Raw genomic sequence first — 23,128 nt, 5'->3', positions numbered from 1 at the left:
CTCACTCCTCCAGATCGGGCAGCCGCGCCGGTGCCGGGCAGATCCGTTCGCCGTTCCGGTCGAAGACGAACAGATGGGCGATGTCCACGAGGAGCGGGACCTGCATGCCGTGGCGGAGTTCGATGTCCGGCGTGGTGCGCACCACCAGATCGCCGGGCAGCCGGCCCTCGGGCGGTGTCTGTCCGGGAAGATCGGTCTCCGCGTCCGAGGGATGGTCGAGGACGACGACCGGCCCGGCCCGCAGCGCCCCGGCGCGCCCCCGGAGCCGGTCCAGGACGGTGCCGTCCCGCCGACGCCGACGCGTCGCCCGCGTCGGCCGCGGCGACTCCAGGTCCGGCACGAAGGCGGGCCGCGAGCCCGTGTTGAAGTGGACGAGGACCTCGTGCCCCTGGAACTCGACATGCTCGACCAGGCCGCTGATCGCCACCTCGCCGGGCCGCGCCTCGGAGGGCCTGGCGAGCCGGACGGCCTCGGAGCGCAGCCCGACGATCACCTCACGGCCCTGCTGCACCCGGAGCAACTGGTGGTCCAGGCACAGGGGTTCGGGCAGCCGCAGATACTGCTTGCCGAGGCTGATCGTCATGGCCCCGTCGAGCGGGGCCCGGACGAGCCCGCGCAGCAGGTTGATCCGGGGGGTGCCGATGAACGCGGCGACGAAGACGTTCGCGGGCAGTCCGTAGACCGTGCGGGGCGTGCCCAGTTGCTGGAGGACTCCACCGCGCAGCACGGCGACCCGGTCGCCGAGCGACATGGCCTCGGCCTGGTCGTGGGTGACGTAGACCGTGGTGGCGCCCAGGTCCCTGGTGAGCCGGGAGATCTCGGCCCGCAGGTGGTTGCGGAGTTTGGCGTCGAGGTTGGACAGCGGCTCGTCCATCAGGAAGGCGGAGGGGTGGCGGGCTATCGCCCGGCCCATCGCGACGCGCTGCCGCTCGCCGCCGGAGAGCTGGTTGGGGAAGCGGTCCAGGAGATCCTGGATGCCGAGCATCCGCGCGGTGGCGTCCACCCGGGCGCGCGGGTCCTCGCCGGGCGTCTCGATGCGCAGCGGGAAGCCGATGTTGTCGCGGCTGGTCATGCTCGGGTAGAGGGCGAAGTTCTGGAACACCATCGCCATGTTCCGCTCGGACGGCGGCAGGTCGTTGGCGTACTCCCCGTCCAGCCGCACCTCGCCCTCGGTGACCTCCTCCAGCCCCGCGATCATCCTCAGCACGGTCGACTTGCCGCAGCCGGAGGGGCCGAGCAGGACGAGGAATTCGCCGGGCCGGATGTCCAGCGAGAGCCGTTCCACCACGCGGGCCCCGCGGGTGTACGACTTGCTGACGTGGTGCAGGGAGATGGCGCGTGTCATGACAGGTGCCCCCGGGGGCGTGCAAGGCGCTGGTGCTCCGCGGCCGGTCGTCCCGTACGGGTCGTACGGGACCTTGAGTCACGGAAGCTAACGGACCGCACACACCCGGGGGAAGACACTCGGCGGTATCGGACGGGCCGGTTCGGTACGGGCGGAAACGGACGATCGGATACCGGTCGGGCCGGCGCCGGGCACCGGCCCTGGCCGGGCGCCCGGGTCCGGTGCCCGGCGGCGCGTCTCACCGGGTGCCGGTCCGGCCCCGGATCACCGTGAGGTGGGCGAAGGCGATGACGTTGGCGGCGTATCCGGTCTTCCTGTCGAAGGCGCCGCCACAGGTGATCAGCCGGAGTTCGGGCCGCCCGCGGTTCCCGTACACCTCCTGGTCGGGGAAGTGCGCCTTCGCGTACGTGCGTACGGCGTCGACCGTATAGACGGCGACGCGGCCGTCCACGCGCCGGGCCTCCACGCGCGCCCCGGGCCGGATCCGTTCGAGCGGGGCGAAGACGGCGGGTCCCGTCCGGGTGTCGCGGTGGCCGACGACGAGGGCCGTGCCGCGTTCGCCGGGCGTGGGACCGTCCGTGTACCAGCCGACGAGTTTCGGCTGGTCCATGGGCGGCGTGGTGAGCTTCCGGTCGCGGTCGAGCCGGAGGCCGACGACCGGCGCGTCGAGGCCGAGGGAGGGAATGCGCAGGGAGGCGGCCCGGGAGCGCGGCAGCGGCGTGGGCTCGGACGCGGGCCGGGCCGGACGGGCGGCCGGGGGGCGGTGCGGCCGGGAGCCGGGTGCGTCACCGCCGGGGCGGGCGTCCGGCGCGTGGCCGGCGCCCGCCCTACCGGCCGGAGCGGGGGAGGCGGCACCGGCGTCGCGTACGACGCCGGACGCCACCGGGCCGGCGGGCTCGCCGTCCCCCGCCCACCAGACGCCGCCCGCCACCAGTGCGACGGTGACCACCAGGGTCCGCGTCAGGCGGTAGGCGCGCGTCCGGTACCAGGGCCTCCGTCGTCTACGCGGCGCCATCGGGGCGTCGGCGCAGCCGCAGGAACACGACGCCTCCGACTACCGCGAGACCCGCGGCAGCCGCACCGGCGACCGGCGAGAAGTTCTGCGGGTGGGCGAGACCGCCGCCACCCGCCGGAGGACCTCCGTTGGGACCGCCCGGACCGCCCTGGGGTCCGCCGGAGCCACCGCCGGGGCCACCGCCGAGGCCGGTGGGCGTCGGGGTCGGCGAGGCGGTCGAGGTCGGACCGCCGATCGGGCAGTCGACCTTGAAGACCTTGCTCTTGCCCGCGCCGTTCTCGCCCACGAACCGCCAGGTCAGCTTGTACTGGCCGTCCGGGAGGGTCAGGTTGGGCAGGGGCGTCCGGCCCTGACCGGTCGGCAGGTCCAGGCTGCCTCTGAGGTTGGCGCCGCCCGCGACCAGGGGCTGGGTCACGATGGACCAGGTGATCCGCTGCCCCGGGTCGAAGTTGAAGCCGTCGAGGTAGAAGTGGCAGACCTTCGGGTCGTCCCGTTGGTTGTCGACCGCGGTGTTCGCGTCGTGGACCTTGACGTCGCCGTTGTCACCTGGGGCGGCGACGGCGGCCTGGGCGCCGAGGAGGGCGGTGCCCAGGGCGGTGAGGGCCACGAGCGCGCCGGCGCCTCGGCGGACACCGGGGCGGTACGAGAGGGACGAGGTGGACATGCGAGTTCCTCCGAATCAGATGATTTTCATACAAACTTCAGTTCATCTGACTACTTCTCACATACGCCGCGAAAAGATCAGCAACGGCGCCCGGTCACCCGTCAGGTATCGCTCTTCCGGCGCAAGGAAGCCCCGGGCCACGACGGCTCGGCACGTCTCCGCCCTGGCCCCGGGCCGCGGTGCCGGCTCAGGGGCAGGCCGCCAGTTCCACGGGGACCCCGTTGAGGACCGCCGTTCCGGACAGCGGGTCGAGCAGCGAGCCGTCCAGGAGCTGGTTGACGTTGACGCCGGGGTCCAGGGCGGCGTGGCTCATCCGGGTGCCGGGGCGGTCGTGTCCCCAGCCGTGCGGGAGGCTCACCACACCGCGCCGCACGGTGTCGGTGACCTCCACGGGGGCGGTCACCTCCCCTCCGGCGCCCTTGACGCGTACGGCCGACCCGTCGGCGAGCCCGAGCCGGGCCGCGTCGTCGGGGTGGACGTGCAGGGTGCAGCGGTTGGAACCGCCGGTCAGCGCCGGAACGTTGTGCATCCAGCTGTTGTTGGACCGCAGATGACGGCGGCCGACCAGGACGATGGCCGCCGGGCGCTCGCGCAGCGCCTCGCGCAGACGCGGCAGATCGCCGGCGATCGGCCCGGGGAGCAGCTCGATCTTCCCGCTGCCGGTCTTCAGCCGTCCCGGCAGACAGGAGGCGAGCGGCCCGAGGTCGATGCCGTGCGGGTGCGCGAGCAGCCCGTCCAGGGTCAGGCCGTCGGGCCGCGCCCCGAAGCCGTCGCCGTAGGGGCCGAGGCGCAGCATCATGTCGAGACGGCGCTCGGGACCGTTCTCACCGGTGAGGGCGGCGGCGAGTTCCCGCGGGTCGCGCCCGTGCACCGGCGACGTGGTGTCCCCGACCGCCTTGGCGAGGGTGCCGTCGATGACCATCGCGTCCACGGCGGACGGGTCGGCGCCGTGCATACCGGTCGCGGCGAGGACGAGCCGGGCGAGGATCTCGGTCTCCGCCATCCGGCCCTCCTCCAGGGGGACGGCGGGACGGTTGTAGCGGACCTGGTTGCGGACGGCGAGGGTGTTGAACGCGAAGTCGTGGTGCGCGCTCCGGGAGGGCGGGGGCGGCGGGAGTACGACGTGGGCGTGGCGCGAGGTCTCGTTCAGGTACGGGTCGACGCTGACCATGAAGTCCAGCGAGTCGAGCGCCTTGTCGAGGCGGAGGCCGTCGGGTGCGGAGAGAACGGGGTTGGCGGCGACGGCGATGACGGCGCGGACCGGGCTGCCTTCGGGGGTCGCGGTGTCGATCTCCTCCGCCAGGGCGGCCAGCGGCAGTTCGCCCTTGGCCTCCGGGTGCCGGCTCACCCGGCTGTGCCAGCGGCCGAGCGCGAAGCCGTGGCCGGGGCCCGCGGGGCGGGGCGACCGGTCGGTGGCGGCCGTCGGGAAGAGGGCGCCGCCGGGCCGGTCGAGGTTGCCGGTGAGGATGTTGAGGACGTCCACCAGCCAGCTCGCCAGGGTGCCGTGCGGGACCGTGCAGCTTCCGATCCGGCCGTAGACGGCGGCGGTCGGCGCGGCGGCCAGCTCGCGCGCCAGCTCCCGGATGGTCCCGGCGTCCACGTCGCAGGCCGCACTCGCCGCCTCAGGGGTGAAGTCCTTTAGAGCGTCCGGGAGTTCGTCGACACCCAGGACGTGCGGGGCGAGCGCGCCGAGGTCGACGAGCTTCTCCTCGAAGAGGACGTACGCCATCGCCGCCAGGAGGGACGCGTCGGTGCCGGGGCGGATGGCCACATGACGGTCGGCGAGTTTGGCCGTGCGGGTCCGGCGGGGGTCGATGACGGTCAGCGTGCCGCCGCGGGCCCGCAACGCCCGGAGCCTGCCGGGGAAGTCGGGGGCGGTGCACAGACTCCCGTTGGATTCAAGCGGGTTGGCGCCGATGAGCAGCAGGTGGTCGGTGTGGTCCAGGTCCGGCACGGGGATCGCGTTGGCGTCTCCGTACAGCAGACCGCTCGACACGTGCTTGGGCATCTGGTCCACCGTGGAGGCGGTGAAGACGCTGTGCGTGCGCAGGGCGCCGAGCAGGACCTGCGGGTAGAGGGCGCCTGCCATGGTGTGCACGTTCGGGTTGCCGAGGACGACACCCAGCGCGTTCGGTCCGTACCGCTCGACGACTTGGCGCAGCCCGGCGGCCACCGCGTCGAAGGCCTCCTCCCAGGTCGCCTCGCGCAGTTCACCGTCCTCGCGCACGAGGGGGGTGCGCAGTCGGTCGGGGTCGCCGTCGGAGGCGCCGAAGGAGGCGCCCTTCGGGCAGATGAAGCCCTTGCTGAACACGTCGTCGCGGTCACCGCGGGCGCCGGTCACCCGGGTCCCCTCGATGGTCAGCGTCAGCCCGCAGGTGGCTTCGCACAGGGGACAGACGCGCAGGGCGGTGCGGGAGTCGGGGGTGGTGCCGGAGGTGCGGGACACGGGTCCTCCCGGAGGGCGGTGGCTTCGGTGGCACACGGACGCACTGAGCATACCGACCGGTACGCATGACGGGGAGGGTCCACCGGGGGTCACGCCGGAATTCCGCGCGCCGACCGCGCTCCCGACTCCCCGCTCCCTGCCGCCTACTCCGGGCTCCGGGCTCCGGGCTCCGGGCTCCGGGCTCCGGGCTCCGGGCTCCGGGCTCCGGGCTCCGGGCGGGAACGTCAGCACGGCTCGCCAGGTTTCGGGCGGGGATGCCCCTACGACTCTCCACGTCCGGGAGACGACCGGTCAGTCGAGGACCCTGGCCAGATACGCCCGCAGCAGCACGCGCGTCTCCTCGATGATCCGCTCGTCCCCGTCTGGATCGACCCGGAAGGCGAGGTGGACCAGCGTGTCGGCGGTCTCCACGGCGATCAGGAAGCAGCGGCGCAGATCGTCGTCCGGGGCGCGGTCGAGATAGCCGGAGAGCAGTTCGGTGAGGCGGTCGGCGACCCTGGTGTTGGGTTCGGCGTAGCGGGCACCCACCGGTATCTGGTTGCCGAAGTCCACCAGGGAGAAGCCCGGCGCGGTGCGCTTCATGGCCAGGTACTCGTCGAGCACCGCGTCCATCGCGGCCCGCCAGCCTCCCCCTTCCGCCTCCCGCAGGCTCCGGGTGACGCGCTCGGCGTAGATCTCCAGGTTGCGCTGGGCGAGCGCGTCGGCCATCGCGCGCTTGTTGCCGAAGAAGCGGTAGACGGAGCCGATGGGCACACCGGCCCGCTGGGCCACGGCCCGCGTGCTCAGACCGTCGTAGCCCACCTCGTCGAGGAGGTCGGCGCAGGCGTCGAGGATTCTGGTCAGTCGTTCTGCGCTGCGCCGCTGTACGGGCGCTCTGCGCAGCGAGGTCGCATGGGGCACGGTCTTCATGATGCCTTTCCGCCGGGGTCCGGTGAACCTCCCCCTTCAGTACGCACCTGCGTGCCGTGGCCACTCATCTCGCCCCGGGGATCTCCGTCCCCGGTATGACCTGCGGCGCGGTTGTCGCGGCCGTCGACGTCGGCGTCTCCGGGGGCCAGGCCGCCGCCCCCGGGGCCGCCGCTCAGGGTGTCGCCGACTCCGGGCCGGACGCCGTGATGTCGGCCGTGCTCTCGACCGGCTTGCCCTGGACGGCCCACACGGTGCCGTCGTCGGCGTACAGCCGCGCGGTGATGTGGTGGGTGCCGCGCGGCAGGAGGTGCCCGGCCAGGTGGTAATCGGCGGTGCGGAGCCGGGCGACGGTCCGGCCGTCCACGTAGAGGTGGGCGATGCCGCGCCCGGCGACCGGCACGGCGCGCACACCGGCGGGCGAGAAGCGGAAGTTGCGGACGGTCAGCCGGACGTCCCAGTTGTCCGAGGAATCCGGCTGGATCTCGATCGCGACCTCGGGCGCCCCCTGCCTGCCCACCTCACGCAAGAGCCGTCCCTCCTCGTCCGTCCCGTCGAGCAACGTGCCCACGGGCGAGGCCGAGACCGTGACCTCCCGCCCGTGCGCTCCACCGGTGCCGCAGCCCGCGGCTCCGCCGAGCAGGGCGCAGACCGCGAGCGCGGTGAGCAGTCCACGCGTCCACCGCATGTCCCGGAGCGTAGAACAAGGCCCCTTACGGCCGGATCCCCCTGGAGTCGGGTTATTGGACCGCGCGGCCACTCCGGAGTACTACGACCGCGCGAATTCCGGCCACCCCCCGAGCCGGTCCCGGAGGCACCCGAAGCACGCCCGGCCCGTGCCCGAACCGGCCCGCGTGCGCGGACCCCGCGAAGATCCGCGCACGGCTCGTGGCCGATCCCGTCCGGTGCGCCCGGCCGGCCTCTTGCGCGGGACGGGACTGAATCCTACGGTGATGCATAGGAATCAGGCGCGAGGGAGCGATCATGAGCGGGGACGCGAGGAAGACGGCCGAAGGGCTGGCCTACCTCTCCGGATTCGGCAACGAACACAGCTCGGAGGCGGCCCCCGGGGCCCTGCCGCACGGCCGAAACGCGCCGCAGCGCGCACCGCTCGGCCTGTACGCGGAGCAGCTGAGCGGCTCCGCGTTCACCGAGCCGAGGGCGTCCAACCGGCGTTCGTGGCTGTACCGGATCCGGCCGTCGGCGGCGCACCCCGCGTTCACCCGCACCGACAACGGCACCCTGCGGACGGCGCCCTTCACGGAGTCGGTGCCCGACCCGAACCGGCTGCGCTGGAACCCGCTGCCCGAGCCCCCCGCCGGGACGGACTTCCTCGCGGGCCTGTGGACGCTCGGCGGCAACGGAGACGCCGCCCAGCGCACCGGCATGGCGGTGCACCTCTACCACGCCAACTCGTCCATGGAGCGGGTGTTCAGCGACGCCGACGGCGAGCTGCTCATCGTCCCGGAGCGCGGCGGCCTCCTGCTGCGCACCGAGTTCGGTCTGCTGCACGTGGAACCGGGCCAGGTGGCGCTGATCCCCCGTGGGGTGCGGTTCCGGGTGGAGCTGCTGGACACCGCGCCCGAGGGCGGGCGGAGCCGGGGCGCCCGGGGCTATGTGTGCGAGAACTACGGGGCGCCCTTCCAACTGCCCGACCTCGGCCCGATCGGCGCCAACGGACTGGCCAACGCCCGGGACTTCCTCGCCCCGGTCGCCGCGTACGAGGACGTCGAGGGCCCCGTCGAGGTGGTGAACAAGTTCTGCGGCAACCTCTGGACGGCGACGTACGGCCACTCGCCGCTGGACGTGGTCGCCTGGCACGGCAACCATGTGCCGTACATCTACGACCTGCACCGTTTCAATGTGATCGGCTCCATCAGCTACGACCACCCGGACCCTTCGATCTTCACGGTGCTGACGTCCCCGTCCGACACCCCGGGCCTGGCCGGTGTCGACTTCGTCGTCTTCGCGCCGCGCTGGCTGGTGGGCGAGGACACGTTCCGGCCGCCGTACTTCCACCGGAACGTGATGAGCGAGTACATGGGACTCGTCGAGGGCGCGTACGACGCGAAGGCGGAGGGCTTCGTGCCGGGCGGCGGCTCACTGCACAACATGATGTCGGCGCACGGACCGGACCAGGAGACGTTCGAGCGCGCCAGCGCCGCCGAGCTGAAGCCGCAGAAGATCGACGACGGGCTCGCGTTCATGTTCGAGACGCGCTGGCCGGTGACCGCGACGGCCCAGGCGGCACGGGCGGAGCATCTCCAGCGCGGCTACGACGACGTGTGGCAGGGCCTCCGGCGGCACTTCCCCGCGGCCGACTGAGGCGTCGCCGGCCGTTGCCTTCCACGCCCGCGACCTGTACGGATACCTCGTGACCTCCTTCGCTCCGGACTCGATCGTCCTGAACCGCAAGCTGCCGCTCTGGTATCAGGTGTCGCAGTCCCTGCGCGCCTCGATACTCGGCCGCTCCCCCCAGGACCCGCTGCGCCTGCCCACCGAGGAGCAGCTCGCGGGACACTACGGGGTGAGCGTGCTGACCATGCGGCAGGCGCTCAAGGAGCTGGAGGCCGAGGGGCTCATCACCCGGCACCGCCGGCGGGGCACGTTCATCGAGCCGAGCGCGCGGCGGGGCTCGCCCGTGCGGCTGCTCGGCTCGGTGGACGCGATCGTGGCCCAGCAGTCGGGCATGACGACCGAGCTGCTGGACCAGGGGAAGGCGGCCGTCCCGGGCGAACTGGCCGAATTCTTCCCGGATGTGGACGAGGTGGCGACGTACCACCGGCTGCGCAGCGACGAGGCCACGGGCGAGCCGACGAACCACGCGCGCAACTACCTCCGGCCCGAGCTGGCCGACCGCATCGACCGGGAGGATCTGATCCGCTGGCCGATGACCAAGGTGCTGCGGGACGTGCTCGGAGTCGGGATCGGCCGGATCACCGACACGGTGGAGGCCAGGCTCGCGGACCCGGAGACGGCGCGCCTGCTCCAAGTGCCGCTGCTCAGCCCGATCCTGCGCTACACCGGCGTCATCCACGGCAAGGACGGGCAGGTGCTGGACGTGGCGGTCATCCACTACCGGGGCGACCGCTTCTCGTTCACGGTCACCCTCGACGCCCACTGACCGTGCCGTACGGGGACCGTACGAGGGGCCCGCGTCGTACGATGCCGAGCGTGACGCCCGACGCCGCTCCGCTGCTCGCGGACCTCATGCCGTGGTCCGTCGCACCGCCGAAGCTGGGCCGGAGGTGGCCGACGGCGCCCGACACGGCCTCCCTGAAGGCGCGCTGGGACGCCCTCGTACGCGCCGAAGGGCCGGACCGCGAGGCGCTGTTCGGGCCGACTCGGGCGCGTACGACGCACTCGGCGGTCGCCCAGTTGCCGGGCCAGTCCAGCGGGACGGGGCGCCTCGCGCGGGCGTCGGCCCCCTGCCCGGACCCGGTCCGCGTCCTGAGCGCACCCTTCGACGAGCAGTGGCTGATTCCCGACCACCGGCTGATCGACGCGGCCCGACCCGAGTTGTGGCGGGTGGCCGGAGAGGACCAGGTGTTCGTGGTCGAGCAGGGCTCCGGGCCCGAGGCGTCCGGTCCGGCCCTGCTGGCCGCCTCGGCGCTGCCGCTGAGCGCCGGCCGCGGAGGCCGGGTGCGGCCTCTCTACCGGCGCCCCGGCGGCCGTGAACCGAACCTGGCACCGGGCCTGTCGGAGCATCTCGGCACCCGGCTCGGCCACTCCCCCGCCCCCGTCGACGTCCTCGCCTGGACGATGGCGGTCGCCCGGCGCGGCCGGGACGGCTGCACGGTTCCGCTCACCGCCGACCCCGAACTCTGGGCGTACGGCGTTGAGTTGGGACGTCGGATGCTGAGGCTGATGCGCCGCGGGGGCGAGCGCCCCAAGCTGCCCGGCGGCCGACGCCCGTATGTGCGCGCGCCACTGACCGCCCTCCCCCACGGAGCCGGCCGGACCGCGGGGCCCCTCCTCACCGACCCGTACTACGACCGCGCCGAGGAGTCCCTGCACCTCGGCGAGGGCAGGATCTCACCGGTACCGCCCGAGGCCTGGGACTTCGAGGTCGACGGCGTGCGCGTGATCGAGCAGTGGTTCGCGGCCAGGACCGGGACACCCGAACCGGGCACCCTGGAGGCGATCGGCCCCGCGGGCTGGCCGCAGGCGTGGACGTCCGAGCTCCTCGAACTCATCACCGTGCTCGCGCTGCTCGCGGAACTGCGCCCCCAGCAGGCCGAGTTGGAGCTTCGATCACCGATCACCCGGGCGGAGCTGCGCACGGCCGGAGTGCTCCCGGTCCCGGACACGGCTCGCCGCCCTGCCTCCGTGCTCGACCACCACGAAGAGGGCCCGGAGGGCCAGTTCGCACTGATCTAGGAACGTCCCGCCCGAAGACACCGGATCACCCCGTCGACATCCGTGCATGACAAAAGTATTGCCGAGGGGCCATGATCCACGGCATGCAGCCACAGCCTCTGCCCCTCGAAGGCATCACCGTCGTCGCCGTCGAACAAGCCGTCGCCGCCCCCTTCGCCACCCGGCAGCTCGCCGATCTCGGCGCCCGGGTCGTCAAGGTCGAGCGGATCGACGGCGGGGACTTCGCCCGCGGCTACGACACCGCGGCCGGGGGCCTGGCCTCGCATTTCGTGTGGTGCAACCGGGGCAAGGAGTCCGTCGCCGTCGACCTGAAGGATCCGCGCGGGCTGGAGGTCGTACGGCGGCTCGTCGCGGACGCGGACGTGTTCGTGCAGAACCTCGCCCAGGGGGCGGCGGCCAGGATGGGCCTGGACGCGGCGACCCTGTGCGCCGAGCATCCGCGGCTGATCGCCGTGGACATCTCGGGATACGGGGCGTCCGGGCCGTACGCCGGCAAACGCGCGTACGACATGCTCGTGCAGTGCGAGGCGGGGCTCGTGTCGGTGACGGGGACGCCCGAGCAGCCGGTGAAGGCGGGCATCCCGGCCGCGGACATCGCGGCGGCCATGTACGCGTTCTCGGGGGTCCTGGCGGCACTGGTGCGGCGCGGGACGACCGGCCGCGGGGGCCCGGTGGAGGTGTCGATGCTGGACGCGCTCGCCGAGTGGATGGGGCATCCGCTGCACCACGCGATGCACGGCGGGACACCTCCGGAACGCACCGGCCTCGCCCATGCCGTCATCGTTCCCTACGACGTCTATTCGACGGTGGACGGCGGGCGCGTGCTGTTGTCGGTGCAGAACGACCGGGAGTGGCGGCGGCTCGCCCAACAGGTGCTGGGCAGACCGGAGTTGGCGGACGATCCGGAGTTCGCGACGAACCCGGCGCGGGTGGCGAACCGGGAACGGGTGGACGCGCTGGTGGCGAAGGCGCTGGGCGCGCTCGGCGCCGACGAGGCCGTGGCCCGGCTGGAGGCCGCGGGCATCGCCTGCGCCCGGCTGCGGGACGTACGGGAAGTGGCGGAGCATCCGCAACTGGCGGCCAGGAACCGCTGGCGCGAGGTGGGGTCACCGGTCGGGCCGCTGCGAGCGCTGCTGCCTCCCATCACGCTGCCGGGCGGGGAGGAAGCACGCATGGGGGCCGTCCCGCGGCTCGGTGAGCACACAGGGGTGGTGCTGCGGGCGCTGGGCATGACGGACGCGGACGTCGCCGAGCTGCGGCGGGACGGAGTGGTGCGCTGAGCCGTACGGCTCAGTGAAGGTGGTGACCCGCGCTCCGGCCGTGGTGACCACCGGGCGCCGCTGCCCGCCGTGGGGATGACGGACGCGGAAGGGCAGCGTTGCGCCGGAACGGTGGAGTCGCCGGAGCGCGGGTCGGGGAACGCCGGTGCCGAAAGCCGCTCAGCGGTCGCCGAACAGCGAACGGCGCAGCCGCCTGAGCGGCGCGAAGAGCGAGACCCGCCGCACGCGCGCACCCCTGGAGCCGCTGTCGTGCGCGGTGTCACGCGCCGTGAGCTCGCGCATCAGTGACGTCGCCTCGACCGTCTCGCGCTGCGGTATGGCGGGACCGCCGAGCACCGCGAGATGACGGTCGAGGCGCGAACTGGTCGCGCTGCTCCCGCACGTGATCGCAGGGACGCGTGCCCTGCCGCGCACTGTTATCTGTTCCATGTCACTCCCCACCCGTACAAGTCCACCCGGCCCGGGCAGACTAACCCTATCGCCCCCTCGTGGCGCTCGTGTATCTCGGACAAAGGATTCACCTTCCCCGCAAGGGGGTTGACGATTACTCTCCGAATCCAACCGTTTCCAGGGCGAGTTGGACAACGGGCCTGGTAGTGGGCTGTGCTGAGCCCCCGTGAGGTTCCACGGTCACTGCGAGTGACGTCGCGTTCGTATTCAGTCCGTCGGCGACGAGGGGCGTGTCGCCCTCGAAGAGGCCGAGAGAACGCGGTTTCTCGTTGGGGCGCATGAGCCACAGCTGACGGACGCGCCCGTCCGGCAGGGCGCCGAGCCCGCTCAACGTCACGACGGCGCTCCGCTCGGACGCGGAGGCGACCACTCCGATTCCGCGGCCCTGTGGGTCCCGATCTCCGGTCGCCCGCGCGTCGGGTGCCGCGAGAACGTGGGCGATCTCACGCGCCTGGGCGCGCTCCCGGTCCAGGTCGTCCCGCGCCTGGGTCGCCTGCACCGCGAACAGGGAGGCGACGACGAGGGCCGCCGCGGCCGTGCTGGTGGCGAGCGGGGCGAACAGCGGGCGGAGCCTGGGGGCACGCGCCCGGGTGGGCTGATGGGCGGCGCGCGCCCGGGGCAGGTCGCGGGACAGGTCCCGGACGGCCGGTTCCTGAGGTGTCGTCCGTACGGCGGCCAGCACGCGCTCGCGCAGCGCGGCCGGCGGGGACGCCGCCGTGGACCAGGCGAGCCGCACGGCGTCCTCGGTCAATGCCCGCACTTCCTCGGCACAGCGGTCACAGCCCTTCAGATGGCGTTCGAATCGGCGCCGCTCGTCGCTCGCCAGGGCGTCGAGGGCGTAGGGAGCGGCGAGGGAGTGCAGATCGCGGCCCAGCAGTCGGTCGAGGACGCTCATGCGGCACCCCCCTCTCTTCCGTGCCGATCGTGGCCGGGCAGGCGGTCGGTGGTGTTCACGCGACACCTCCCAGGCAGTCACGCAGGCGGGTGAGCCCGTCGCGCATACGGGTCTTGACGGTGCCGAGCGGCAGGGAGAGCCGTTCGGCGACCTCACGGTAGGTGTAGCCGTCGTAGTACGCGAGGGTGACGGACTGGCGTTGCAGGGCGGTGAGCCGGTCGAGGCAGCGGCGGACCCATTCGCGTTCGAGTCCGGCCTCGACCTCCTCGGCGACCTGGTCGAACGCGGGGTGGTGGTTGCGCTGCCCCTCGCGCTGCTCTCGTTCGGTGGCCGCGCGGGCGCTGCGCACCCGGTCCACGGCCCGGCGGTGCGCGAGGGTGAGGATCCAGGACAGGGCACTGCCTCGTCCGGGGTCGAACCGCGCCGCGGAGCGCCAGAGTTCGAGCAGGACCTCCTGCGACACCTCCTCCGACTGCGCCTGGTCCCGCACCACACGGCGCACCAGTCCGAACACCGGCCCGGACACCAGTCCGTACAGCTCCTCGAACGCCTTCTGGTCGCCTCCGGCCACCAGCACCAGTAGTTCGTCAGCCTCCACCCGTCCCCCTCTCCGGCCGTGCACGGCCCGTCCTTTCCCTTACGTCTTCGCAGCGAACCCGTCTACGGATGGGTTACGGATCAGCGAGCCGAAAACGCGTGTCCGTCGCCGATCAGTTCGCGTACCGACGAGCGATCGGTCCGCCCGCCGACGGCCGGCGGGTCCCGGTGCCGCCGGCCGGCCGGTCCGGGTGTCCTCGGCCGGCGTTTTCGCGCTTCCGCGGCCGGCCGGTCCGCGGGCCGTCGCCGAAGAAAAGGGCACGCCGATGAAACAAGCCGAGGTAACCGCCGTAAACACGTTTGGGATTCGACCAATCCACCCCGGCGACCGCTCCGAATGGCGTGCGTCAGGCAAGTTGGACAGAGGACGGACGGCATGACACCTATCTCCAGGAGCGGTGTGGGACGCAGGGCTCTCACGACCCTCGTATGCGGTGCGCTGGCCGCCGGGGGGCTCGCAGCCGCCGGCGCGACAGCGCTGGCACCGGGGGCGGCCTCCGCCTCCAGCCACCGGGAGGCCCCGCTGATCTCGGGCACTCCCCAGTACGACAACACGGACGTGTACGCGTTCGTCAGCCCGGACAAGCCCGACACGACGACGATCGTGGCGAACTGGATTCCGTTCGAGGAACCCGCCGGCGGCCCGAACTTCTACACGTTCGCCGACGACGCCCAGTACGACATCCACATCGACAACAACGGTGACGCACAGGGCGAGTTGATCTACCGCTACACCTTCAAGACGCACCGCAAGAACGGCAACACCTTCCTCTACAACACAGGTCCGGTCACCAGCCTCGACGACCCCGACCTGAACATCACGCAGACGTACGACATCGACGTACTGCGACTGCACAACCAGAGGCTGGTGTCGAAGACCAAGATCGCGGACGATGTTCCGGTCGCGCCGTCCGACGTCGGCAAGGCCTCGATGCCGGACTACGCCAAGCTGCGCTACCAGGCGGTGTCCAAGACCGCGGGCGGCGCGACGACGTTCGCCGGCCAGGCGGACGACCCGTTCTTCCTGGATCTGCGCGTCTTCGACCTGCTCTACGGCGGGAACCTGTCCGAGGTCGGTCGGGACACGCTCAAGGGCTACAACGTCAACTCCATAGCCCTGCAGGTTCCGAACGACATGATCCGCGAGTCGGCCGGACAGCCGATCGTCGGCATCTGGTCCACCACTCAGCGCAGGGACGCCCGCGGCAACTACCGTCAGGTCTCGCGTCTCGGCATGCCGCTGGTCAACGAGGTCGTCAACCCGCAGAAGGACAAGGACAAGTTCAACGCGTCCGCGCCCTGGGACGACGGCCAGTTCCTGAAGAACGTGACCAACCCCGAGCTGCCGAAGCTGATCGAGTCGATCTACAAGATCAAGGCCCCGGCGGAGCCCCGCAACGACCTGGTCGACGTGTTCCTGAAGGGCGTGAAGGGCCTCAACCAGCCGCCCCACGTACGTCCGGCGGAGGAACTGCGCCTCAACACCTCGATCAAGCCGTCCATGCACCCGAAGCGGCTCGGAGTACTCGACGGCGACAACGCGGGCTTCCCGAACGGACGCCGGCTCACCGACGACGTGATCGACGCCTCGCTCCAGGTCGTCGAGGGTGAACTGGTCGGCTCCAAGAACGACTTGGGCGACGCGGTGGACAAGAACGACAAGAAGTTCGAGAAGTCCTTCCCGTACGTGGCCGAGCCGACCTCGGGTTCGCGCGGCGCCCTGGCCAAGGGCACGACCAGCGGGACCGACGTGCGCAGCCAGCTCGGCGACGCGCTCCAGCCCGCCGGGGCCTCCGGCGGCGGGACCGACACCGTGCTGATCGCGGGCTCCGCCGCGGCGGGCGCCGCGGGCATCCTGCTCATCGGCTCCGGTCTGCTGTGGTGGCGCCGACGGACGTACAACCGGGCCTACTGACCCGGCTCACCGACTGGCGCGGCCCGCACGCAGTTCAATCCCCCACGGTGCGGGCCGCGCCGCCCCCACCCCCCGCAACGACCGTTCCGCCAAGGATCTTGAGGAGAGGGCATGTCCCCGCGTACGAACGACAACGCGACGCCGGACGCCGCGAAGGCCACGCCCGACGACAGCACCGTGGGGGCCACGCCCACCGAGAACACCGCGAAAGCGACTGCGGCTCCGACTCCGGCCGAGGACACCACGGGCGCCGTGCCCGTCGAGGACACTCCCACCGACGGCGAGGACACAGGGGTGCTGCCGCACGACAGCGGCACCTCGGAGGCAACGCCCGTCGAGGACAACACCGGCGAAGCCGCGTCCGTCGAGGACACCGGCCAGGTCGTCTCCGGCGGGGACACCGCGAAAGCGGCGTCCGGTGGGGAACCCTCGGCGGTCGCGTCCGGCGAGGGCACCGCGGACGTCGCGGGCGTGGCCGACGAGCGGGTGGCCGCGGTACGTCGGCTGTCGCAGTCGCAGCGTCGCTGGCGAGCGGCCCAACTCGGCTTCTGTGCTGCCGCGTTGGCCGTCGCCATGACCGCGGGCGCGGTGGTGCTCGGAGCCCTGCGGGACGGCGCGACGACCCCCGCCGTCGCCCCCGTGTCCAACGGCGTGTCACCGCAGCTCCTCGCGAGCGGCGACCTCGACGCGAGCATCCTCGCCCTCCAGGCCCAACTCCGTTCCCAGCCCAAGGACTTCGGCGGCTGGGCGACGCTCGGCCTCGCCTATGTGGAACAGGCCCGCACCAAGGGCGACCCCTCGCGCTATCCGCAGGCGCAGAAGGCTCTCGACCGCTCGCTGAAACTGCGCCCCGGCTACGATCCCGCGCTCGCCGGACGGGCCGCGCTCGCCGCCGCCCGGCACGACTTCGCCGACGCCCTGAAGTACGCGGACCTCGCGCTGGAGCAGAACCCCTACAGCGAGCGCGCGCTGTCCTCCCGCATCGACGCGCTCGTCGAACTCGGCCGCTACGACGAGGCGTCGAAGGCGGCGGACCTGGCCGACGCCCGGCGTCCGGGCGTCCCCGTCTTCACCCGGTACGCCTACGTCCACGAGCTGCGCGGCGACGTGAAGACCGCTCGCCGGGTCCTGCTGCAGGCCCTCGACACGGCCACCAGCCGTGGCGACGTCTCGTACGTCACGACCGCGCTCGGCCAACTGGCCTGGAGCCAGGGCGACTACCACTCCGCCATGACGTACTACGCGCGGGCACTGGCCGCCGACGACAACTACCTCCCCGCACTTGAGGGCCGGGCCCGTGCCCAGGCCGCGCTGGGCGACCGGGCGGCGGCGATCAAGGGGATGGAGCTGGTCGTACAGCGCTACCCGCTCCCTCAACCCCTCGTCGAGCTGGGCGAGTTGTACGAGGCACGGGGCGCCGCGGGCGACGCGCAGAAGGCCCGCGACCAGTACACGCTGGTGAACGCCTGGATCTCCCTCGCCCACTCCTACGGTGTCAACGCCGACCTCGACACCGCGCTGGCCGCCGCCGACCACGGCGACCACAAGGCCGCTCTCCAGGCGGCCCGAGCCGAGTGGGCCCGCCGGCACACCGTGCACACCGCGGACGCGCTCGGCTGGGCCCTGCATGTGTCGGGCCACGACGCGGAGGCCCTGCCGTACGCCCGCAAGGCGACGGCGACGGGGTACCGCAACGCCTCCTTCCTCTATCACCGCGGCATCATCGAGCAGGCCACCGGCCACGCCGACCAGGCCCGCACGGCGCTGAAGGCGGCCCTCGACCTGAACCCGGGATTCTCGCCGCTGGGCGCCCGCAAGGCCCGTACCGCGCTGAAGGCCGCGCGGTGAGGGCGCCTCGGTTCCTCGCCGTCTGCGGAACGGTCCTGACCGCGGCCTGCGCGCTCGTGCTGGTCCCCTCCGGACAGGCGAGCGCGCATCCGCTCGGCAACTTCACCGTCAACCGGTACGACGGACTGGTCGCGGCCCCGGGGCAGTTGCGGATCGATCACGTCGAGGACCTGGCCGAGATCCCCGCCACCCAGGCCAAGCCCGACATCAAGAGGCTCGGGATGGCCGAGTGGGCCCGGCAGCGGTGCGAGAACGCGGCCCAGGGCAGCAAGGTCACCGTCGGCGGCCGGGGGGTCGCCCTCAAGTCGGGCGCGAGCCATGCCCGTCTGCGGCCCGGGCAGGCGGGACTCAACACCCTGCGGGTGGAGTGCCGGCTGACGGCGCCCCTGCCGAGCGCGGGCACGGTCACCGTGGGCTTCCACAGCGCGGGCGCCGAACGGGGCCCCGGCTGGCGCGAGATCACCGCCCGCGGCGACCGGATGACGCTCACCTCCTCGGACGTACCGGGGAAGTCGGTGTCGGCGGAGCTGACCACCTACCCCAAGGCCCTGCTCTCCTCGCCCGCCGACACCGCGACCGCGTCGCTGCGCGTCCGCCCCGGCGGTCCCGCCCTGGTCGAGGACCGGCGCGACGCTCCGGCCGCCTCCGTACTGCCGCGCGGCGCCGACCGCTGGACCCAGTACCTGAACGACCTGGTGGCCCGGCACCACCTCACGTTCGGCTTCGCCGCGCTGGCCCTGGTCATCGCCGTCTTCCTGGGCGCGATGCACGCGCTCGCGCCCGGCCACGGCAAGACCCTGATGGCGGCGACGGCGGCCGCGCGCGGGGGCCGGGCCCGGATGAAGGACGTGCTGCCGCTGGCCGCCTCCGTGACGGTCACCCACACACTCGGGGTCGTCGCGCTCGGCCTGCTGGTCACCGCGGGCTCGGCGGCGACCCCCTCCGTGATCGCCTGGCTGGGCGTGTCCAGCGGCGTCCTGGTCACCGTGGCGGGCACGACCCTCCTTCGCCGGGCCTGGCTCAACCGGCCCTCCGGGCACGACCACGGCCACACCCACGACCACGACCACGACCACGACCACGACCACGGGGAGTCTCATGACCCGGGTCACTCGCACGACCACGCCCACGACTCCGCCCATGGGCACGCACACGACTCCGACCATGGGCACGCTCACGAGCACGGCCGCGACCGGGCCCCGGCCCATGACCACACGCACGACCACGAGCACTCTCCCGCCCCCGGGCACACGCATGACCATGACCACACACACGACCACGACCACGCGGACGCTCCGCACCGGCACGCCGACCACCCGACGCGCCCCCTGGTACTCGCTCACGCCGCCGCGTCGGTGACGGCCGGCGCTGCCACCGCGACGGCACCCGCGCCCCGACTCCACGACCACGACCACACCCACCCGCACCCGCACCCGCACCCGCACGAGCACGACCATCGCTCGGGCGGAACCCCCCGCTCCCGCACCCTCGAACACACCCACGGCGGCTTCAGTCACACCCACGAGATCGCCCCCACCCTCCGCGGGACGATCCTGCTCGGCTTCGCCGGGGGGCTGGTCCCCAGTCCGTCGGCGGTGGTCGTGCTCGTGGGTGCCGCGGCGCTCGGACAGGCCTGGTTCGGCCTTCTCCTCGTTCTCGCGTACGGCGTCGGGCTCGCCCTGACCCTGACGGCGGCCGGGTTCGCCGTCGTCAGACTCGGCGGCGGGATGAACCGGGCCCTGGCCCGTCGCCCGCGATGGGCCGAGGGCCGCCTCGTGCTGCTGGTCCGCAGGACCGCGCCCCTGGGATCGGCGCTGATCGTTCTGGCCCTCGGGGCCGGATTGGTGCTCAAGGGGGCGGCATCCGTACTCGGCTGAGCTACTTTTGGGGAGAAAACGCGCGGATGCGAATGGGGGACGCACGTGTCCGAAGATCCGGGCAGTGAACGTGTGATCGCGGGGCGCTACCGGCTGCTGTCGCCCTTGGGCGAAGGCGGCATGGGGACGGTGTGGCGCGCCCGCGACGAAGTACTGCAACGCGAGGTCGCCGTGAAGGAGGTCCGCGCCCCGGCCGGGCTTCCGTCGTCCGAGGTCGAGCGGATGTACGCGCGCCTGGAGCGGGAGGCGTGGGCGGCCGCCCGCATCTCCAACCGCAATGTCGTGACCGTGTACGACGTGGCCATGCAGGACGGCCGGCCCTGGATCGTGATGGAGCTGGTGCGTGGCATCGCGCTCTCCGATCTGCTGGACGCCGAGGGGCCGTTGGCGCCGGAGCGCGCCGCGCACATCGGCGCCGAGGTGCTCGCGGCGCTGCGCGCCGCGCACGAGGCGGGAGTGCTGCACCGGGATGTGAAACCGGGCAACGTCCTGATGGCGAACGACGGACGGGTCGTCCTGACGGACTTCGGCATCGCGACCGTCGAGGGCAGCTCCGCCCTGACCATGACCGGCGAGGTCATCGGGTCCCCCGAATTCCTGGCCCCCGAGCGGGCGTTGGGCCGTACCCCCGGACCCGAGTCGGATCTGTGGTCGCTCGGGGTGCTGCTGTACGCGGCGGTCGAGGGCAACTCGCCGTTCCGGCAGAACACTCCGCTGAGCACCCTGCGGGCCATCGTCGACGAGCCGCTGCCGGTACCCCGTCGCGCGGGTCCGCTCGCCCCCGTCATCGAGGGGCTGCTGGCCAAGGACCCGGCCGAGCGGACGAGCGCCGACTCGGCCGAGCACCAGTTGCGCGTGGTCGCGGCGGGCGGTACCGCGCCCACCCGGCCGATGGGCGCCGCGCCGGCGGCCTCCGACGCGCCGACGATCGCGGCGTTCAACCAGCCGTCGCCGTCCTCGCCGACACCGCCCCGGGGGTTCGGTCCGCCTCCCGCGACCGTGCCCGCGGCCACCTCCGCGCCGGAACCGGACCGCGGTCGCCGCGCGGCCGTCGCCCTGATCGCGGGCCTGGTGGCGCTGGCACTCGCCCTCGGCGGGCTGACGTACGCCCTGCTGAACCATGACAACGGAAACGCCGCGAACAGCGGGCAGGGGAGCAGCGGCGGGGGCAGCGGCGGCACCACCGACGGCGGTCGGACCAGCGGCGGCAAGAAGAGCGGCGGCGCCTCGGCCGGCGCGACCGGCGGCGGGAGTCCCTCCAGCAGCGCTCCCGGGGGCGGGAGTTCGACCACCGCTCCGCCCGCGCAGACGGTGCAGGTGACGATCTCGGGCCGGCACACCGACTACAGGGGCAGTTGTCCGCCGCCCGCGACACAGGCCCCTTCGTTCACGGCGACCTTCACGGTGGGGCGCGTTCCGGCGGAGATCGAGTACCGCTGGGTGACGAAGACCGGTGACGTGACCGATCCGAACTGGAAGACGCTCTCGTTCCCCGCGGACGGCGGCAGAACACAGCAGAAGACGGTGGTGGCGACGACGTACGACTCGAGCGGGGAGTTCGCCAACGAGATCAGCGTGGAGGTCCGCAGCCCGGTCCGCGTGACCTCCGGCTCCGTTCCGTTCACCATCACCTGTGCGACGGAGACCCCGACGGACGGGGCCTCCGCATCCGTGCCCGCAACCCCTTGACGGGGCTGCGGCGCTGTCGGTGCCCCTGGACGGGGCGGGCCTTCTCCCCTGCGGGACGGGTGCTTCTCGATGGGTTCCGGGGCGGTGCCCGAAGGGTCAGACCGCTCCGGAGAAGGCCGGCAGATAGCCACCGGAGTGGCCGGTCGCGGTCGGGTGGTACGACTCGCCGATGTCCAGCCAGTTGAGGCTGTGCAGCCAGACGGCACTGGAGCAGATCTCGTGGCCGGTGAAGTTGCCCCTGACGTCGGCGAAGGTGAAGCCGTGGGCGGCGGCGCGGTTGGCGATCGCGCTGTCCAGATAGTCGGCCGCGCCGTTGATCGCGGACCGTTCGGTGTCCGAGAGTCCGGTCACGCAGCTACCGTTGATCTTGTAGAAGCGGGGGTAGCCGATGACGACCACATGGGCGGACGGGGCCTTGGCGCTGATCGCCGAGTAGACGGAGTCGAGGTTGCCGGGGAGCGTGGAGTCGACGTACGCCTTCGCCGTGGCGATGCGGGCGAGGCAGGTGCTCTCCGACTGCAGGACGCAGGTCGTCATGACGTCGGAGAAGCCGGCGTCATTGCCGCCGATGGTGATCGAGACGAGGCCCGTGGAGGAGCTGAGCGGGCCGAGCTGATTCGCCGTGACATCACCCGTACGAGCGCCTGAGCAAGCGGTGAAGTCGAACGACGAGGGTGAATGGGCGGCGTTCCAGAGGTAGGGGTACGCCTTCGTGCTGCGGTCGCAGGAGCCGCTGGAGCTGATGTAGCTCCCGGCGCCGACGCCGGAGGAGTACGAGTCACCGAGCGCCACATAGCCGGTGGCCGCCGCGGTTTGGGCCTGCGCCGCGGCTGCCCCGGTGAGGGCGAGGCCGACGGCGAGGAGGAGTGAGGTCATGTATGCCGAAAATCTGGGACGTCTCATGGAACCTCCCTTTAGCAGGATCTCTGCCACAACTTTGGTAGCAGCTACGCGTGTTGACAGGAAGTGTCCATGCCAAGACTCTTTCGGCCCCGACCTCCGACTCCGTCCCTGTTCATCACATATTTGGCTACATGTCCATGACAGCCTGACGACATGAAGTGACGAATCGTCAACTCCATTGCTGTGCCGGGCAGTTACCGAAGGAAACCGCCGACTTCGGAAGCAGTCGTTCAAAGACGACCAGAAATCCCGGGAACGCCGTCCGAACCTTGACGGCCACACGCCGACTGCGCCACATTGAAACCCGGCATCCGGCGCTTCAGGGGGCAAAGTCGCCAATGCAGGCCATACATGTCAAGACTTCTTCGTCCGACACCGCGGAGCGGTCGCGGCGAGGTCCGGGGAGGGACCTCCTGCCACTGCTCGCGGGCGCCGCCACCGTGATCGGCGGCGTCGGCGCGTTTCTGGCGCTCGCCGACGTGGACTCACCTCTGCGCGGCCCGTTCTCGCTGTTCTTCCTGCTCGCGGCGCCGTCGGCGGCCGTCGCGGCCGCACTGCGCGGACTGGAGCCCCTGGGGCGCGTCCTCGCGTCCGTCGCCGGCGCCGTCACCCTGAACATGCTGGTGGCCCAGGGCATGCTCGCCGTGCACCGCTGGTCGGTCCCCGGCGGGATCGTGGCGGTGGCCGCGCTCAGCTCGCTGATCCTCGCACCGACCCTGGTCCGGCGAGGACGAGGCCGTACGCGGGGCGGAACGGACCACTGACGGACAGGGTCCGGAACACCAGGGATTCCCCGAGGACGCGGCACATCCGCGCGCCCGAGGGGTGGGTGGCGACACCCGGCCGGAGCCGTTCGAGCCGGCCTGTGGAACCCTCAAACGGATGGGAGAAATCCGTTCGAGGTGTTGAGTAACGGTC

General features: G+C 72.3%; 19 protein-coding genes. 9 read left to right on the top strand and 10 right to left on the bottom strand.

Annotated features, from left to right (window positions below):
* Position 1: 1 nt before the first annotated feature.
* The 6 genes from OHT01_RS31150 to OHT01_RS31125 all read right to left on the bottom strand — a co-directional run bounded on the left by OHT01_RS31150 (position 2) and on the right by OHT01_RS31125 (position 7,064).
* Positions 2 to 1,345 carry an ABC transporter ATP-binding protein gene (locus OHT01_RS31150; RefSeq protein WP_328556426.1) on the bottom strand — a complete coding sequence of 448 codons (1,344 nt, stop codon included), beginning with the start codon at positions 1,343 to 1,345 and terminating at the stop codon, positions 2 to 4.
* Positions 1,346 to 1,583: 238 nt separating this feature from the next.
* Complete coding sequence (locus OHT01_RS31145; protein ID WP_405917525.1) at positions 1,584 to 2,294, bottom strand: class F sortase; 711 nt, start codon at positions 2,292 to 2,294, stop codon at positions 1,584 to 1,586.
* 52 nt (positions 2,295 to 2,346) lie between these two features.
* Positions 2,347 to 3,024, bottom strand: coding sequence for a hypothetical protein (locus OHT01_RS31140; protein ID WP_328556424.1), 678 nt, complete (start codon positions 3,022 to 3,024; stop codon positions 2,347 to 2,349).
* A gap of 187 nt (positions 3,025 to 3,211) precedes the next feature.
* Complete coding sequence (locus tag OHT01_RS31135) at positions 3,212 to 5,521, bottom strand: molybdopterin oxidoreductase family protein (protein WP_443043472.1); 2,310 nt, start codon at positions 5,519 to 5,521, stop codon at positions 3,212 to 3,214.
* Positions 5,522 to 5,761: 240 nt separating this feature from the next.
* Entirely contained in the window at positions 5,762 to 6,379 is a 618-nt protein-coding gene (locus OHT01_RS31130) for a TetR/AcrR family transcriptional regulator (protein ID WP_328556422.1), read from the bottom strand.
* A gap of 172 nt (positions 6,380 to 6,551) precedes the next feature.
* Entirely contained in the window at positions 6,552 to 7,064 is a 513-nt protein-coding gene (locus tag OHT01_RS31125) for a hypothetical protein (RefSeq protein ID WP_328556421.1), read from the bottom strand.
* 296 nt (positions 7,065 to 7,360) lie between these two features.
* On the opposite strand from OHT01_RS31125, the gene hmgA reads away from it, so the two are divergent.
* The 4 genes from hmgA to OHT01_RS31105 all read left to right on the top strand — a co-directional run bounded on the left by hmgA (position 7,361) and on the right by OHT01_RS31105 (position 12,036).
* Complete coding sequence (hmgA, locus tag OHT01_RS31120; RefSeq protein WP_328556420.1) at positions 7,361 to 8,701, top strand: homogentisate 1,2-dioxygenase; 1,341 nt, start codon at positions 7,361 to 7,363, stop codon at positions 8,699 to 8,701.
* Between the two features lie 49 nt (positions 8,702 to 8,750).
* Entirely contained in the window at positions 8,751 to 9,500 is a 750-nt protein-coding gene (locus OHT01_RS31115; RefSeq protein ID WP_328556419.1) for a GntR family transcriptional regulator, read from the top strand.
* 41 nt (positions 9,501 to 9,541) lie between these two features.
* Positions 9,542 to 10,756 carry a type ISP restriction/modification enzyme gene (locus OHT01_RS31110; protein WP_443043471.1) on the top strand — a complete coding sequence of 405 codons (1,215 nt, stop codon included), beginning with the start codon at positions 9,542 to 9,544 and terminating at the stop codon, positions 10,754 to 10,756.
* A gap of 71 nt (positions 10,757 to 10,827) precedes the next feature.
* Positions 10,828 to 12,036, top strand: a complete 1,209-nt coding sequence (locus OHT01_RS31105) for a CaiB/BaiF CoA transferase family protein (RefSeq protein WP_328556418.1) — start codon at positions 10,828 to 10,830, stop codon at positions 12,034 to 12,036.
* Between the two features lie 159 nt (positions 12,037 to 12,195).
* Here the strand turns inward: OHT01_RS31105 and OHT01_RS31100 are convergent, their stop codons facing one another.
* From OHT01_RS31100 to OHT01_RS31090, 3 genes are all read right to left on the bottom strand, one after another.
* Positions 12,196 to 12,465 carry a hypothetical protein gene (locus OHT01_RS31100; RefSeq protein ID WP_328556417.1) on the bottom strand — a complete coding sequence of 90 codons (270 nt, stop codon included), beginning with the start codon at positions 12,463 to 12,465 and terminating at the stop codon, positions 12,196 to 12,198.
* Positions 12,466 to 12,580: 115 nt separating this feature from the next.
* Positions 12,581 to 13,381, bottom strand: coding sequence for an anti-sigma factor (locus OHT01_RS31095; protein WP_328556416.1), 801 nt, complete (start codon positions 13,379 to 13,381; stop codon positions 12,581 to 12,583).
* A gap of 55 nt (positions 13,382 to 13,436) precedes the next feature.
* On the bottom strand, positions 13,437 to 13,979 hold the full coding sequence (locus OHT01_RS31090; RefSeq protein ID WP_328556415.1) for a sigma-70 family RNA polymerase sigma factor: 543 nt from the start codon (positions 13,977 to 13,979) through the stop codon (positions 13,437 to 13,439).
* Positions 13,980 to 14,354: 375 nt separating this feature from the next.
* Here OHT01_RS31090 and OHT01_RS31085 point away from each other — a divergent pair, with 375 nt between their 5' ends.
* The 4 genes from OHT01_RS31085 (at position 14,355) to OHT01_RS31070 (ending at position 21,307) form a co-directional block, all read left to right on the top strand.
* Positions 14,355 to 15,893 (top strand): DUF4331 domain-containing protein, encoded by a 1,539-nt coding sequence (locus OHT01_RS31085; RefSeq protein WP_328556414.1) that lies wholly within the window; start codon positions 14,355 to 14,357, stop codon positions 15,891 to 15,893.
* A gap of 111 nt (positions 15,894 to 16,004) precedes the next feature.
* On the top strand, positions 16,005 to 17,741 hold the full coding sequence (locus OHT01_RS31080; protein WP_328556413.1) for a tetratricopeptide repeat protein: 1,737 nt from the start codon (positions 16,005 to 16,007) through the stop codon (positions 17,739 to 17,741).
* Complete coding sequence (locus OHT01_RS31075) at positions 17,738 to 19,618, top strand: urease accessory protein UreH domain-containing protein (protein WP_328556412.1); 1,881 nt, start codon at positions 17,738 to 17,740, stop codon at positions 19,616 to 19,618. The genes OHT01_RS31080 and OHT01_RS31075 overlap by 4 nt, the downstream gene beginning before the upstream one ends.
* Positions 19,619 to 19,663: 45 nt before the next feature.
* Positions 19,664 to 21,307, top strand: coding sequence for a serine/threonine-protein kinase (locus OHT01_RS31070; RefSeq protein ID WP_328556411.1), 1,644 nt, complete (start codon positions 19,664 to 19,666; stop codon positions 21,305 to 21,307).
* A 96-nt stretch (positions 21,308 to 21,403) separates the two neighbouring features.
* Here OHT01_RS31070 and OHT01_RS31065 read toward each other — a convergent pair whose 3' ends face one another.
* Complete coding sequence (locus tag OHT01_RS31065; protein ID WP_328556410.1) at positions 21,404 to 22,210, bottom strand: SGNH/GDSL hydrolase family protein; 807 nt, start codon at positions 22,208 to 22,210, stop codon at positions 21,404 to 21,406.
* A 338-nt stretch (positions 22,211 to 22,548) separates the two neighbouring features.
* On the opposite strand from OHT01_RS31065, the gene OHT01_RS31060 reads away from it, so the two are divergent.
* Complete coding sequence (locus tag OHT01_RS31060; RefSeq protein ID WP_328556409.1) at positions 22,549 to 22,974, top strand: hypothetical protein; 426 nt, start codon at positions 22,549 to 22,551, stop codon at positions 22,972 to 22,974.
* Positions 22,975 to 23,128 lie beyond the last annotated feature (154 nt).

The organism is Streptomyces sp. NBC_00358 (assembly GCF_036099295.1).
GTDB lineage: Bacteria > Actinomycetota > Actinomycetes > Streptomycetales > Streptomycetaceae > Streptomyces.
This window is presented reverse-complemented; position numbering and strand designations above follow the sequence as displayed.

What these genes read in the sequence shown, in the direction of transcription:
- OHT01_RS31125 (WP_328556421.1), bottom strand. Translation starts at nt 7,064, where the DNA reads ATGCGGTGGACGCGTGGACTGCTCACCGCGCTCGCGGTCTGCGCCCTG.
- OHT01_RS31130 (WP_328556422.1), bottom strand. Translation starts at nt 6,379, where the DNA reads ATGAAGACCGTGCCCCATGCGACCTCGCTGCGCAGAGCGCCCGTACAG.
- OHT01_RS31085 (WP_328556414.1), top strand. Translation starts at nt 14,355, where the DNA reads ATGACACCTATCTCCAGGAGCGGTGTGGGACGCAGGGCTCTCACGACC.
- OHT01_RS31100 (WP_328556417.1), bottom strand. Translation starts at nt 12,465, where the DNA reads ATGGAACAGATAACAGTGCGCGGCAGGGCACGCGTCCCTGCGATCACG.
- hmgA (WP_328556420.1), top strand. Translation starts at nt 7,361, where the DNA reads ATGAGCGGGGACGCGAGGAAGACGGCCGAAGGGCTGGCCTACCTCTCC.
- OHT01_RS31065 (WP_328556410.1), bottom strand. Translation starts at nt 22,210, where the DNA reads ATGAGACGTCCCAGATTTTCGGCATACATGACCTCACTCCTCCTCGCC.
- OHT01_RS31150 (WP_328556426.1), bottom strand. Translation starts at nt 1,345, where the DNA reads ATGACACGCGCCATCTCCCTGCACCACGTCAGCAAGTCGTACACCCGC.
- OHT01_RS31060 (WP_328556409.1), top strand. Translation starts at nt 22,549, where the DNA reads ATGCAGGCCATACATGTCAAGACTTCTTCGTCCGACACCGCGGAGCGG.
- OHT01_RS31080 (WP_328556413.1), top strand. Translation starts at nt 16,005, where the DNA reads ATGTCCCCGCGTACGAACGACAACGCGACGCCGGACGCCGCGAAGGCC.
- OHT01_RS31135 (WP_443043472.1), bottom strand. Translation starts at nt 5,521, where the DNA reads ATGCTCAGTGCGTCCGTGTGCCACCGAAGCCACCGCCCTCCGGGAGGA.
- OHT01_RS31095 (WP_328556416.1), bottom strand. Translation starts at nt 13,381, where the DNA reads ATGAGCGTCCTCGACCGACTGCTGGGCCGCGATCTGCACTCCCTCGCC.
- OHT01_RS31110 (WP_443043471.1), top strand. Translation starts at nt 9,542, where the DNA reads ATGCCGAGCGTGACGCCCGACGCCGCTCCGCTGCTCGCGGACCTCATG.
- OHT01_RS31140 (WP_328556424.1), bottom strand. Translation starts at nt 3,024, where the DNA reads ATGTCCACCTCGTCCCTCTCGTACCGCCCCGGTGTCCGCCGAGGCGCC.
- OHT01_RS31105 (WP_328556418.1), top strand. Translation starts at nt 10,828, where the DNA reads ATGATCCACGGCATGCAGCCACAGCCTCTGCCCCTCGAAGGCATCACC.